The sequence below is a fragment of the Methyloligella sp. GL2 genome, from assembly GCF_013341275.1.
Lineage (GTDB): Bacteria > Pseudomonadota > Alphaproteobacteria > Rhizobiales > Methyloligellaceae > Methyloligella.
On the sequence record NZ_CP054476.1, the window covers coordinates 1,234,597 to 1,248,037 of the forward strand.

Sequence of the window (13,441 nt, forward strand, 5' to 3'; positions counted from 1 at the left end):
TTCTGTCACGTTCAAAACCTTCCTAGCGCGAAAGTGAAGGTGCTAGACCGTCGCGGTTTGGCGTGATAAAGGCAACGCCATCATGTTGAACGGCAGCGAAAAATTGCAGCTTTTGCGACGACGAGGCGGGGCGATTTCCATCGCTTTTCCGTCCCTTCGCGGCTGACGTTCATCCAACGCATCTCTTCCAAAAAAAATCGGTGATGCAGGCGTCCCGGGACGGGCTTTCCTAACTCCTTAGCCCTTCGATAGACGCATGCACGACAAAACCTTCGAAATCCGCTCTGAGCGGGCGGCCGATACGCCAGCGCTTGCCAAGCTCTCCGAGACCGCTTTCGGCCCCGGCCGGTTCACCCGGACAGCCTATCGCATTCGCGAGGGCGTGGCGCCGGTGGCCGCGCTCAGCCTGACCGGCTGGATCGACGGCGCCCTGATGGCAGGTATCCGCTTCACGCCGGTGACGGTCGGCGGCAAGAATCGCAGCTTGCTGCTGGGGCCGCTGGTGGTGGACCCCGCATTTGCCAATCAAGGCTTCGGCAAGGCACTGGTCGGCGAGGGGCTGGCCAAAGCGAAGCAGGCCGGCTACCGGCTGGTGCTGCTGGTCGGCGATCTTCCCTATTACGGGCGATTCGGTTTCGTGGCCGTGCCGGTGGGGAAGATCACGCTGCCGGGGCCGGTCGATCCGAACCGGCTGTTGGCTTGCGAGCTCGAGCCCGGAAGTCTTGCGGCCGCGCAAGGGCTGGTGCTGGGAGAGGTGGGCGCTAGCGCCCCTCTCGATACCAGCCGAGCGCAATAAGGCCGAGCAGCAGGGCGAGCGCGATATAGCCGTTGAACAGCGGGTAGAGGCTGGCGCCGGTGACGCGATAGGCCTCGCGGCGGTGCAGGCCGAGCCAATCTTCGCCATGCATCATCTGGCCGGAGCCCAGGGTGACGAGGCGGGGCATCTCACCGGCCTCGCCGTCTTTGCGGCCGAGCCAGAAGGCGCCGCCGCCGGTCTGGTTCAGAAGCGGCTCCAGATGCTCGTCGGTGGCGGTGACCGCTGCGAGCTCGCGGGTATTGGCGTTGCCGACAGTGACCACCGCGGCAAGCTTGCCGGCGGCGACCTGGTAGATGCCCTGATCCTCCACCTGCAGGCTCTTGCGCCAGACGCCGGGCTCGGAGGCCTCCAGGGCGATCTCTTCGGTTTTGCCGGTCGGGCCGGTCAGGGTGACGGGCGTGATGGAATCTTCGATGGAGCGGCGCTCGATGGTGATGGTCTGGCCGCGGCTGGTGGCGTGGAGCTGCTCTTCCTCCAGTTCCGGCTCCTTCATCAGCCAATGGGCGAGGCGGCGCAGCAGCCCGGTATAGGGGCCGCCGCCTTCATAGCCGCGGGCCCAGAGCCAGGCCTGGTCGGAGAGCAGCAGGGCGACACGGCCCTGGCCGCGCTCGCCGAGCACCAGAAGCGGCCTTTGCTGTGCGCCCTTCAGCACCACTTCGGCTTCATAGGGCTCGGCCTCGACATTGCGGAACCAGGAGCCCCAAGTCGGGGTCTTGCCGCCGCCGGGAAGGTCGCGGGTGACGGGGTGGCGCAAGCCCAGATCCGTAGCTTGCGGCTTGAACGGCCGATCGACGACACGGCCGGTGGGCGCGGCGGGCAGCACCTGGGCCAGCGGCGTGCGGTAGAGGCTCAAGGCGGAGGCGTAATCCTCGCCGGCGGCGACCAGCACCGCGCCGCCTTGCTCCACATAGCGCGAGACATTGTCGAGATAGGCGAGGGGCAGCACGCCGCGGCGCTGATAGCGGTCGAAGATGATCAGATCGAACTCGTCCAGCTTCTCCTGGAACAGCTCCCGGGTGGGGAAGGCGATCAGCGAAAGCTGGTTGATCGGGGTGCCGTCCTGCTTCTCCGGCGGGCGCAGGATGGTGAAGTGGACGAGGTCCACCGAGGCATCGGATTTCAGCATGTTGCGCCAGGTGCGCTCACCGGCATAGGGCTCGCCGGAGACCAGCAGCACGCGCAAGTTCTCGCGCACGCCTTCGATGGTGAGCACGGCGCGGTTGTTCAGCGCGGTAAGCTCGCCGGGGGCGGTCTCGACGCCGATCTCGACGATATTGGCGCCGGCATGGTCGATTCTAACCGGCACATAGACCTTCTCGCCGATCTGCACGGTGCGGATGTCCGGCTCCTCCTCGCCCTGGCGCTTGATGGCGAGGGTGACGGGGCCGCTATCCTGTCCGCCGGACTGCATCACCTTGAGCTCGATCTTCGGGGTTTCGCCGACGAGGCTGAAGCGCGGCGTGGCGAGCAATTGCAGGCGCCGGTCGAACTCTTCCGGCTTGCCGGTGATCAGCGCGTGCACTGGCGCGTCGAAGCCGAGGTCCTTGGCCTCTTTCGGCACGTCGTGCACCTGCCCGTCGGTGACCATGACGACACCGGCGAGGCGCTCATGGGGAATGTCGGCGAGGCCCTTGCCGAGATCGGTGAACAGGAAGGTGCCGTCGCGATCGCTGCCTTCGCGCGCGGCGGAGGAGTGGATGGTGCGGACGTCGAGATTGGGGAGCTGGCGGAGATCCTTCTCCAGCCGGTCGGTGACCTCGGCGGTGCGCTCGGTGCGGCCGGCGACGCCCTGGCTCTGGCTGTCATCGACGACCACGGCGACCACGTCGTTCAGCGGCTCGCGCTCCTCGCGCTTGAACTGGGGATTGGCGAGGGCAAGCAGCAAAAGCGCATAGGCGAGGCCGCGAATCAGCGCGCCGCGGCGGGAGCGCCACAGCAGCAGGCCGAGCAGCAGCAGGCCGAACACGGCAAGCGCGCCGATGATCGGCCAGGGCAGCAAAGGCAGAAACTCGATGGACCAGCTCATGACCTATTGCCCCAGACGCTCGAGCAGGGCCGGGACGTGGACCTGGTCGGCCTTGTAGTTGCCGGTGAGGGCATACATGACGATGTTCACCCCGGCGCGGAACGCCATCTCGCGCTGCACCTCGCCGCCGGGCACGGCGGGGTAGAGCGGCCGGTTCCGGTCGTCCAGCGCCCAGGCGGAGGCGAAGTCGTTGGAGGTGATGACGATGGAGCTGACCCCGTCGGTCTGGGAGCGGGCGCTGCTGCCGGGATCGTCCGATTGCGTCGCCTCGACCCAGAGATTGCCGCCGTCCCAGCGGCCCGGAAAGCTATCCATCAGATAGAAGGACTTGGTCAGCACGTGGTTGGCCGGCACCGGCTCTAGCGGCGGGATGTCGAGCTTGCCGATGAGTCGGGACAGCGCCGATTGCTGGAACTGGTTGCCCGCCGCGCTGTCATGGTCGCGGGTATCGAAGACGATCAGCCCGCCCTGCTTCATGAAGGCGTCGATCTTGGCCAGCGTCGCATCGGAGAGCGGCGCGGCATCCTTGGCGACGGGCCAGTAGAGGATCGGGAAGAAGGCCAGCTCCTCATTGTCGATATCGACGCCGATGGGCTCGCCCGGCTCCAGCGCGGTGCGGGCGGTGAGCACGCGGGTCAGGCCGGCCAGGCCCTGGCGGCTGGTCTCGTCGATAGCCGGATCGCCGGTCAGCACATAGGCGAGATGGGTCTCCAGGCTGGACTTCAGGCCGAACTGCTCCGCCGCGCTGATCTGCTGATCGGCGGGCGGGGCCTGGGCGAAAGCCGGGGCGGGGGCGAAGCTGGCGTAAGCAAGCCCTGCGGCGAAGAGCAGGGCTGTGGCGGTATGGGCCGCGCGGGCGCCGCCGCGGAAGCGCATGCCGCCGCTCAGGATCAGCATGGCGAGCATGTCGATGGCGAACAGGGCAAGCGCGGCGAGATAGAGCCAGACGTCGAGGGCCAGCGGCGGGCGCAAGGTATACCCGCTCAGCTGGGCGCTGCCGGCGACATTGGCAAGATTGGCCAGCGGCACCAGCTCGCTTTTCGCATTGCCGATATTGAGGGCGCGGGCCGACTGGCCGCGGCCGTAATAGCCCGGCGGATGCTCCGGCGAGGGCGTCAAATTCTCAAAATCCTGCGGCGCGATGGGGGCGGCTTGCGGCGTCGGCGGTCCGATCTGGCCGAACCCGTCGAGGGTCTGGATCGGCGCCAGCGCGGTCTCCGACAGGCCGGAATCCTCTTGCGGTTCGGCGCTGGCCTCCACGCCGGTGGCTTCCGTGCCGGTATTGACGTCGACCTTGGTGGGAGCGAGCGCAACCAGGCGGCGCAGCATCTGCACGAAGAGGCCGGAAAGGGGCAGGTTGGACCAGTCGGAATTGGCGGTGACGTGGAACAGCACCACCCAGCCCTTGCCCTGGCGCAAGGCGGTGACCAAGGGCGTGCCGTCGGCGAGGCGAGCCCAGACCTGCGCGTCGGTGGCTGCGGTCGGGTCGGCCAGAACCTGGCGCTTCACGTCGACATCGTCCGGGATATCGAGACCGCGGAACGGGCTGGTTTCGTCGAAAGCGGCGAGCGGCTGCGGGTTGCTCCAGGACATTGAGCCGCCGAGCGAGCGGCCGCCGCGGCGCAAGATCACCGGCAGCAGCTCGTCGCCGCCTTGCTCCATGCGCGGGCCGGCGAAGCGGATCAGCATGCCGCCGCCGGCAAGCCAGTTCTCCAGCGCAACTTGCGTGCCCGGCAGCAGCTTGCCGATATCGGCCAACACCAGGACCGAGACGTTCTGGTCGATCAGCTCATTGACGGCAAAGCGGACATTGGCTTCGCGCGGCGAGACCACGTCGGCATAGGGGGAGAGCGCGCGCTGCACATAATAGAGCGGCGAGAGCAGCGGCTGGGCCGCCTCGCGGGATTCGCCGGAGATGACGCCGACGCGGTGCCATTGCGAATTGCCGTCGAGAAGATGGACGGCACCGGCGGACTGGCTGTTCTCGATCTCCAGCTTGGCGGCCTGATTGCGGATCTCCAGCGGCAGGTCGAAGGTCGCCTTGGTCTCGTGGGCGCCGGAGGGAATTGCGAAGGAGGCCGTGCCGAGCGGCTCGCCCTTGGCCGTGAGCGCGGTGACGGTGCCGTCGACCGGGCCTTCGGCGCCGCTGAGCACGCGAACGTTGAGGATCGAGGCGTCGCCCGAGGTCTCGCCGAGAAGCATGGCTGTATCGGCCTTGCCGGGCTGGAAGATGGAGAGCTTGCCGTTGTCGCCCGCGATCTTCTCCAGAGTTTCGGCGAAGGCGAGGCCGTTGCCGTAATTCAGCCCGTCGGAAAGCCACAGCACTCTATAGCCGGTCTTTCCGCCGAGCTCCTTCTGCAGCCGCGTCGCGAGGGCTTTGCGGTCGGGCGCGAAGGGCTGCGGCATGATCCCGGCGGCGCGCTCCCGCGCCCGGTCAGGATCGTCGGGGCCGGCGATCGGACTGCCCGGCGCGGTGGGGGCGAGGATGACGGTGCGGTCGTCGCGGCGGGCGCGGTCGATGGCCGTGGCGATGGCCTCGCGGCGCTTGTCCCAATGGGTGCCGGAGGCCCAGCCATTATCGATGACCAGCAGCAGCGGGCCTTGGCCGGTGAAGCCCTGGCGGTCCGGATTGATCACCGGCTGGGCGAGGGCGAAGATGATCAGTGCCGCCAGCAGCATGCGCAGCAAGGTCAGCCACCAGGGGCTATGGGCCGGGGTTTCCTCGGTGCTCTGCAAATCCTGCAGCAGGCGGGTCGGTGGGAACACCACGCGGTTGGGGCTCGGCGGGGTAAGGCGCAGCAGCCACCAGATCGCCGGCAGGGCGGCGAGGCCAAGCAGAAGCCAGGGCTGCAGAAAGCCGAGTGAGCCGAGGGTCATCATGATGGGCGATCTTCCCCATCTTGGCTGTCCGAAGCGGCAGGCTGCCGGAAGCGGTAGCTTTGCTCAAGCCCGGCAAGGTGATTGTGCAGGGCGAGCAAGGCTTCGCCGGCGGGGCGGTCGGTATGATGCACGAAGAAGGACCAGCCGAGCCGGGTGGCGAGCGAGGAGAGGGCTTTGCGGTGATCGCGCAGGCGTTCGGCGTAAGCCTCGCGCAAGGTCTCGGCGCGGCCGGCGATGACGCGGGTATTGCCTTCGGAAGCGGCGAACTCGGTGCGGCCCTCGTAAGGCAGGCTCTCCTCGGCCGGATCGAAGATCTGCACCAGATGACCGCGAATGCCTTGCGCTGCGATAGCCTCGACGGCGGCGGCGGTCTCCTTCGCCGGCTCGAGAAAATCGCTGAACAGGATGCATTCGGAGAAGCGGTTGAGAGAGGCCGGCGGCGGCAGGCTGCGGCCGGTCTCGAAATCCTGGATCAGAATCTCGGCAAGGCGGCGGGTGGCGAAGCGCCCGGCCATGGGCGGATGGCCGATGACGCCGACCCGCTCGCCGGCGCGGACCAGCAGCTCGCACATGGCAAGCGCCAGAACGGCGGCGCGGCTGTCCTTATAGGTTTCCGACAGGCCGGAGCGGAATTGCATCGAGGGCGAAAGGTCGACCCAAAGCCAGACGGTGTGGGCGGCCTCCCATTCGCGCTCGCGTACATAGAGATGGTCGGAGCTGGCCGAGCGGCGCCAGTCGACCCGGGCAAGCGAGTCGTTCTCGTCGAAATGGCGGAATTGCCAGAAGGTCTCGCCGGGGCCGGCGCGGCGGCGCCCGTGGGTACCATAGGTCACCGTATGCGCAACGCGCTGCGCCTCGATGAGGAGGGCAGGCATGCGGTCGGCGAGGCTATGGGCCTCGGTAACTTCCGGCGGGAGCGTCTGGACCGATTTCTGCTGGGCCAAGCTTCACTCTATCCCAGGGGCTCGACGAGGCGGGCCACCATATCGCTGATCTGGATGCCTTCGGCGCGGGCCGCGAAGGTCAGCGCCATACGGTGCTTCAGCACGGGCTCGGCGAGGGCGATGACGTCGTCGATGGAAGGTGCCAGGCGACCTTCGATCAGGGCCTTGGCGCGGACCGTCAGCATCAGCGCCTGGCTGGCGCGGGGACCGGGGCCCCAGGCGATCAGCTCGTCGAGCTCGGCATTGCCAGTCTGGCCGGGGCGCGCGGAGCGGACGAGGTAGAGGATCGCATCCACCACCTGATCGCCGACGGGAAGCTGGCGGACCAGGTCCTGGGCCAGCATCAGCTCCTCGGCGGAGAGGATGGTCTTCAGCTCGCGGCGGTCGACGCCGGTGGTGGCCATCAGCATGCGCCGCTCCGAATCTTCGTCCGGATAGGAGACGTCGATCTGCAGCAAGAAGCGGTCGAGCTGCGCCTCGGGCAGCGGATAGGTGCCTTCCTGCTCCAGCGGGTTCTGGGTCGCGAGCACGTGGAAGGGCTGGGGCACGTCGTGGCGCACGCCGGCGACGGAGACGTGATGCTCCTGCATGGCCTGAAGCAGCGCGCTCTGGGTCTTGGGGCTGGCGCGGTTGATCTCGTCGGCCATCAGAAGCTGGGTGAAGATCGGGCCCGGCACGAAGCGGAAGCTGCGCTGGCCGCCGGCGCCTTCCTCCAGCACCTCGGAGCCGACAATGTCGGAGGGCATCAGGTCCGGGGTAAACTGAATGCGCTTATTGGCAAGGCCGAGCACGGCGCCGAGCGCTTCCACCAGGCTGGTCTTGGCGAGGCCGGGGACGCCGATGAGCAAGGCGTGGCCGCCGGAGAGCAGGGTGATCAGGGCGAGGTCGATGACCTTTTCCTGGCCGAAGATGACGGAGCTTGTCGCCTCGCGAACATCCTGGATCTTGGCGACCGTCTCCTCGGCAAGGGCGACGAGTTGATCTTCAGTCGAGGTGAGTGTTGTCATGGGTTCCTATATCTTAGGAGATGGCGGCCCATGCGGCGACCGCGAAAAGCCGCATTCCGCAAACTCTCAGTGTCGGCACCAATTTCGTCACAATAGTGGTGGTTCGGGCCGCATGCACGATGCAATCTAAGGTCGCTGGCTGTTCTGCAGGATTAAATTTTGTTCATGGCAACGGAGACCGAAGCCCAAGCCGCCGCCAGCCTGACAGCGCTGCAAGGCAAGCAGGACGGCGGAAAACAAGCTGAGACGGCGGATCAAAAGGGCCGGCGAGAGCCCACATTTTGCGGCGATATCGGCATGGAGATTCGCCGCGACGGGACCTGGTTTTATCAGGGAAGCCCGATCGGCCGGAAGGCGCTGGTGAAGCTCTTTGCCACGGTGCTGCGCAAAGAGGCGGACGGGACTCACTATCTGGTGACCCCGGTGGAAAAGGTCTCCGTCAAAGTCGAGGATTCGCCGTTTCTCGCTGTCGCCATGGCTGTGATAGGCGAGGGGAAGGATCAGGCGCTCAGCTTCCGCACCAATCTCGACGACGAGGTCACGACGGACGCGGCGCATCCTTTGAGCTTCCGACCGGAGAGCGACGGCAGCTTCACGCCGTACGTTCTGGTCCGGGATGCGCTTCTGGCGCGGGTCAACCGGGCGGTGTTCTACGATCTCGTCGAGCTGGCGGTGGAGCATGAGGGGCGACTCGGGGTCTGGAGCGGCGGCACGTTCTTCGCCTTTCCACAGATCGATTGAGACGGCTTGGCGAGACTGCGCGCATTCGGTCGCCTTCGGCTGCGCTGACCGCTATGGTCTAGGCCAAGAGTGCCGGGCTCGAATTTTGGAGGTGGACGCCCCGATGCTGCGTATCGTTCTGATCGATCTGCTTCTGCTGATTCTTCCGTTTCTGGTCTATGCCGCTTATGTGGTTTTGGTGAAGGGGACGGAGCCGGCCAATGTCTGGCAGGATGCCCCTGTGACCTGGCTTATTGGCGCCAGCGTTCTGCTCTTGGCGATCGCCATGGTGACGCTGGTGTCGTTTCAAGGGGGCGATCCTTCGGCCGTCTATCACCCGCCGGTCTATGAGGACGGGGTGATCAAGCCGGGATATGTCGAGTAGCGGATTGGGTGTTGGCGGCGCTGGCACGATGAGCCTTCCTTCTCTTGAAAATGCAGACTGGCTGAACGATCCGGCTTTGCAGTCGGTGTTCGCGGCGCTGAACGGCGAGGGCGTGGAGACGCGCGCGGTCGGCGGTGCGGTGCGCAATGCGCTGATGGGGCTGCCGGTGGCGGAGGTCGATCTCGCCACAACGGCCACGCCGGAAGAGACGATGCGACTGGCAGAGGCCGCCGGGCTGAAGGCGGTGCCGACGGGGATCGATCACGGCACGGTAACGGTGGTTTCCGGCGGCAAGGGCTTCGAGGTCACCACGCTCCGCCGCGATGTGGAGACTGACGGGCGCCATGCGACGGTCGCCTTCACCACCGATTGGGCGGAAGATGCCAAGCGGCGCGACTTCACCCTCAATGCGCTTTACGCGGACCGGCAGGGAACCGTGTTCGATCCGCTGGACGGTTACGCCGATCTGGAGGCGGGGCGTATCCGCTTCATCGGCGATGCCGAGACCCGCATCAAAGAAGACTATCTCCGCATTCTGCGCTTCTTCCGCTTCACTGCCACGTTCGGGGAGGGGGAAATCGATCCGGTCGGCCTTGCCGCCTGCGTGCGGCTGCGGGCTGGACTTGCCGGGCTTTCGGCGGAACGGATCTGGGCCGAGCTGAAGCGGCTGCTGGTGGCGCCCAAGGCGTGTGAGACGGTCGAGATCCTCTACGATTACGGCTTGCTGCCGGGCATCTTGGGTGCGGCGCCGGAGCTGCCGCAATTCAAGCGGCTGGTCGGGCTGGAGCATTTCTTCGAGCTTACTCCCGACGCGCCGCTCAGGCTCGCCGTGCTCGGCGTGCTGGTCACCGAAGATGCGGAGCGCTTGTCGGCGCGCTTCCGTCTTTCCCGCGCGGAACAGGCGGTGCTGCTTCTGGTGGCGGAGGCGGGCGAGAGCCATCGCTTCGAGGAGACCCATGCCAAGGCGCTGCTCTACCGGTTAGGCGAAGCGGATTATCGCCGCGTGCTGCTGATCGGCTGGGCGCGGGCCGGCGAAGCGGCGGACCGGGCGCAGCTCAGCGCCTTGCTGGCGCTGCCGGCGCGCTGGGAGGTGCCGGAATTTCCGCTCAAGGGTGAGGATATCGTGGCGCTCGGCGTGGCTGCTGGACCGGAGGTGGGGCGTATCCTCGGCGCGGTGGAAGCGGCCTGGATCGAAGACGATTTCGCCGACGAGCGCGAGGCGCTGCTGCGGCAGGCCGAGGCGCTGGCGAAGGGCGCTTGAGGCCATAAGGAACGCCGCGCCCCGAAGAGGCGCGGCGTAATGATTTCAGTGACTTAATTGGGTCTCTTGGGCGGCTGAAACGCGTGTTTAGCCGGGAAGATCCAGCTCCATATGGGGCCGGCCGTCGGAGGTTTTCTCCGCGGTGCGGCCGAACGCATCGACGGTGCAGGAGACCCGCCTGCGATAGGCGGAGAAGCTCTTGAAGGTCACCACGTCGACCGGCTCGTCGAACTGCACGGTGATGCGGCTATAGCCGCTGGCGCCGACTTTCGCGATGGCGATGATCTCGCCCTGGAAAGCCTGGCCGAGATAGCGGCCGCGGACGCGCATACCGAGATTGAGCGGCTGGCGCGGCGCATTGCCGAGCGCGGCGTGGAGCGCATTCCAATTGCGGTAGCCGTGGCGGTTGGCGATCCGCTCCAAAGATTGGCCGTGGCTGATGGCGGTGCCGAAATCGGCGAGATCCCGCCGAAGCTGCCTTGCCTCGTCCTTCAGGTCGGAAAGCGGCGGCAGGGAAGGAGACGTCTGCATCTGGTCCTCTCACAATTCCGCATGCCGGCTTGGGGTGGAGCGGGGTGCTCCCGATGGGGCTCGCCTTGCCATCTGCGCCGGATGCTGATTTGCGATCGGGCCGATGTGTCGTCTCGATGGAAGGGCTTCACCATAAGCGTCGAGACGCTTGCGAGCGGCTGGGGCCTTCACCCGGAAGGCTGAAATAAGAACCTGCCCCCGGTCTGTCAATGGCGCTGGCTGCGGGAGGCGCACGGGCAAAAGAAAAGGGCGGCTCGAAAGCCGCCCTCTCCGGATCGTCTCTTGGGGATGAGGCTTAGAAGCCCATGCCACCCATACCGCCCATGTCGCCGCCGGGCATGGCCGGAGCGGCTTCGGACTTGGGATGCTCGGCAACCATGGCCTCGGTGGTGATCAGGAGGCCGGCGACGGAGCCCGCATCCTGCAGCGCGGTGCGCACCACCTTGGCCGGGTCGATCACGCCTTCCTTGACGAGATCGAGATAGGCGCCGGTCTGGGCGTTGTAGCCGAAGCTGTAATCGCCGTTCTCCAGAACCTTGCCGGCGACCACGGCACCGTCCTCGCCCGCATTCTCGGCGATCTGGCGGATCGGAGCCTGCACCGCGCGGCGCACGATGTTGACGCCGACGGCCTGGTCGTCATTTTCCGGCTTCAGGTCCTTGAGGGTCTCGGTGGCCCGCAGCAGGGCGACGCCGCCGCCCGGCAGGATGCCTTCCTCGACGGCCGCGCGGGTTGCGTTCAGCGCATCGTCGACGCGGTCCTTCTTCTCCTTCACCTCGACCTCGGTGGCACCGCCGACGCGGATCACCGCAACGCCGCCGGCGAGCTTGGCCAGACGCTCCTGCAGCTTCTCACGGTCGTAATCGGAGGAGGTCTCCTCGATCTGGGCGCGGATCTGAGACACGCGGGAGTCGATTTCGGCTTTGTCGCCAAGGCCGTCGACGATGGTGGTGTCGTCCTTGGTGATCTGCACCTTCTTGGCCTGACCCAGCATGTCGAGGGTGACGGTCTCAAGCTTGATGCCGAGATCCTCGGAGATCATCTGGCCGCCAGTCAGGACGGCGATGTCCTGCAGCATGGCTTTGCGGCGGTCGCCGAAGCCCGGCGCCTTGACGGCGGCGATCTTCAGGCCGCCACGCAGCTTGTTGACCACGAGGGTGGCAAGCGCCTCGCCCTCGACATCCTCTGCGATGATCAGCAGCGGACGGCCGGACTGAACCACCGCCTCGAGCAGCGGCAGCATGGTCTGCAGGCCGGAGAGCTTCTTCTCGTGGATCAGGATATAGGGGTTCTCCAGCTCCACGCGCATCTTCTCCGTATCGGTGATGAAATACGGGGAGAGATAGCCGCGGTCGAACTGCATGCCCTCGACGACTTCGAGCTCGGTGTCGAGCGCCTTGGCTTCCTCGACGGTGATGACGCCGTCATTGCCGACCTTCTCCATCGCCTCGGAGATGATGGTGCCGATCTCGGAATCGCCATTGGCCGAAATGGTGCCGACCTGGGCAATCTCGCCGGAGGAGGTGACCTTCTTGGCCTTGGCCTTCAGCTCTTCGATGACCTTGGCGACGGCGAGGTCGATGCCGCGCTTCAGATCCATCGGGTTGGCGCCGGCGGCAACCGACTTGGCGCCTTCGCGGACGATGGCCTGGGCCAGCACGGTGGCGGTGGTGGTGCCGTCACCGGCATTGTCGTTGGTCTTGGACGCGACTTCCTTGACCATCTGCGCGCCCATATTCTCGAACTTGTCCTCAAGCTCGATCTCCTTGGCGACGCTGACACCGTCCTTGGTGATGCGCGGGGCGCCGAAGGATTTTTCCAGCACCACGTTCCGGCCCTTGGGGCCGAGGGTTACCTTGACGGCGTTGGCCAGGATGTCGACGCCGCGAAGCATGCGCTCGCGGGCGTCTTGGGAAAATTTGACGTCTTTAGCAGCCATTTATGGTTCTCCAATTCAAAGCTGTCGTCCTTCAGGCGGCGTGACGGTGTCGTCCGCGCCTTGCAGATGACGGAATGATTTACGCAGCTTGCTTCGCAGCCGTGCCCGAGCCGAGCACGCCGAGAATGTCGCTTTCCTTCATGATCAACAGGTCTTCGCCGTCGATCTTCACTTCGGTGCCGGACCATTTGCTGAACAGCACGCGGTCGCCGACCTTCACATCGAGGGGCTGAAGCTCGCCCTTTTCGTCGCGTGCACCGGGGCCGACGGCGACGACTTCCGCTTCCTGCGGTTTTTCCTTGGCAGTGTCGGGGATGATAATACCGCCCTTGGTCTTCTCGCCCTCCTCGACCCGGCGCACCACGACACGGTCATGCAACGGACGAAACTGCATGGCTTAACTCTCCTCTAAGCATTGATGTTCTTAAGATCCGGCCCCGGGATCGAGGCCGTTTCGCACGGTATTTAGCGAGGGATTTTAGCACTTTCAATAGGAGAGTGCCAATTCTGTCAGCAGTCCCTCGCGATGGCTGCTAGATACCTGATTTTCCTGCATAATATCTGGACTTGGGTGGGAGAGAGCGATTTAATTTTGAATCGTAAAAGAACAAAAGCAGGGGACTTCGCATGACCGACACCGCGCTCCTTTCCCAGCTTCAGGGTTTTTCTCTCACCACCGCCGAGATCCTTTACCGGCTGCCCGACCATCCGGGGCTGCTGCAAAGCTATGTCTGGCAGGATTACGATCAGGCGCCACGCTTTCCCAAACTGATCCAGTTCCTGGACTTCTGGACGGAGAATCTGGAAGGCCCGCTCTACCGGGTGCGGGTGGCGCATAAGCGGCTGGTGGGGCCGCGCGATTTCCGCTTCTTCGACGGCGAGCTGCGCGTCCACTAGAACCGCCGCTCGGCAAGGCGCCGCTGGCGTGTGT

General features: G+C 65.8%; 12 protein-coding genes. 5 read left to right on the forward strand and 7 right to left on the reverse strand.

All coding sequences use genetic code 11. The features are described 5' to 3' along the window. Nucleotides 1-256 precede the first annotated feature (256 nt). Nucleotides 257-796 (forward strand): GNAT family N-acetyltransferase, encoded by a 540-nt coding sequence (locus tag HT051_RS05760; RefSeq protein WP_174541152.1) that lies wholly within the window; start codon nucleotides 257-259, stop codon nucleotides 794-796. Here the strand turns inward: HT051_RS05760 and HT051_RS05765 are convergent. Genes HT051_RS05765 through HT051_RS05780 form a run of 4 tightly spaced genes read right to left on the reverse strand, consistent with a single transcriptional unit; the run spans nucleotide 762 to nucleotide 7,674 of the window. Next, nucleotides 762-2,843 (reverse strand): hypothetical protein, encoded by a 2,082-nt coding sequence (locus tag HT051_RS05765; RefSeq protein ID WP_174541153.1) that lies wholly within the window; start codon nucleotides 2,841-2,843, stop codon nucleotides 762-764. The genes HT051_RS05760 and HT051_RS05765 overlap by 35 nt on opposite strands. Nucleotides 2,844-2,846: 3 nt before the next feature. After that, nucleotides 2,847-5,723, reverse strand: coding sequence for a DUF4159 domain-containing protein (locus tag HT051_RS05770; protein ID WP_246810190.1), 2,877 nt, complete (start codon nucleotides 5,721-5,723; stop codon nucleotides 2,847-2,849). Further along, on the reverse strand, nucleotides 5,720-6,667 hold the full coding sequence (locus HT051_RS05775; protein WP_246810191.1) for a DUF58 domain-containing protein: 948 nt from the start codon (nucleotides 6,665-6,667) through the stop codon (nucleotides 5,720-5,722). The genes HT051_RS05770 and HT051_RS05775 overlap by 4 nt, the downstream gene beginning before the upstream one ends. An 8-nt stretch (nucleotides 6,668-6,675) precedes the next feature. Continuing rightward, complete coding sequence (locus tag HT051_RS05780; protein WP_174541154.1) at nucleotides 6,676-7,674, reverse strand: MoxR family ATPase; 999 nt, start codon at nucleotides 7,672-7,674, stop codon at nucleotides 6,676-6,678. Between the two features lie 165 nt (nucleotides 7,675-7,839). Between HT051_RS05780 and HT051_RS05785 the strand changes: the two genes are divergently transcribed. The 3 genes from HT051_RS05785 (at nucleotide 7,840) to HT051_RS05795 (ending at nucleotide 10,040) form a co-directional block, all read left to right on the forward strand. Beyond that, nucleotides 7,840-8,415 carry a DUF1285 domain-containing protein gene (locus tag HT051_RS05785; RefSeq protein WP_174541155.1) on the forward strand — a complete coding sequence of 192 codons (576 nt, stop codon included), beginning with the start codon at nucleotides 7,840-7,842 and terminating at the stop codon, nucleotides 8,413-8,415. Nucleotides 8,416-8,518: 103 nt separating this feature from the next. Next, nucleotides 8,519-8,779 (forward strand): DUF6111 family protein, encoded by a 261-nt coding sequence (locus HT051_RS05790; protein WP_174541156.1) that lies wholly within the window; start codon nucleotides 8,519-8,521, stop codon nucleotides 8,777-8,779. Between the two features lie 28 nt (nucleotides 8,780-8,807). Then, nucleotides 8,808-10,040, forward strand: coding sequence for a CCA tRNA nucleotidyltransferase (locus HT051_RS05795; protein WP_174541157.1), 1,233 nt, complete (start codon nucleotides 8,808-8,810; stop codon nucleotides 10,038-10,040). A gap of 87 nt (nucleotides 10,041-10,127) precedes the next feature. Here the strand turns inward: HT051_RS05795 and HT051_RS05800 are convergent, their stop codons facing one another. The 3 genes from HT051_RS05800 to groES all read right to left on the reverse strand — a co-directional run bounded on the left by HT051_RS05800 (nucleotide 10,128) and on the right by groES (nucleotide 12,904). Further along, a complete protein-coding gene (locus HT051_RS05800) occupies nucleotides 10,128-10,571 on the reverse strand; it encodes a glyoxalase superfamily protein (RefSeq protein ID WP_174541158.1) in 444 nt (147 codons plus the stop codon). 295 nt (nucleotides 10,572-10,866) lie between these two features. After that, nucleotides 10,867-12,510: a chaperonin GroEL gene (gene groL, locus HT051_RS05805; RefSeq protein WP_174541159.1), complete on the reverse strand. Its 1,644-nt coding sequence runs from the start codon at nucleotides 12,508-12,510 to the stop codon at nucleotides 10,867-10,869. A gap of 79 nt (nucleotides 12,511-12,589) precedes the next feature. Next, nucleotides 12,590-12,904: a co-chaperone GroES gene (gene groES, locus HT051_RS05810; protein WP_174541160.1), complete on the reverse strand. Its 315-nt coding sequence runs from the start codon at nucleotides 12,902-12,904 to the stop codon at nucleotides 12,590-12,592. A gap of 233 nt (nucleotides 12,905-13,137) precedes the next feature. On the opposite strand from groES, the gene HT051_RS05815 reads away from it, so the two are divergent. Beyond that, nucleotides 13,138-13,407, forward strand: a complete 270-nt coding sequence (locus tag HT051_RS05815; RefSeq protein ID WP_174541161.1) for an usg protein — start codon at nucleotides 13,138-13,140, stop codon at nucleotides 13,405-13,407. Nucleotides 13,408-13,441: the final 34 nt, after the last annotated feature.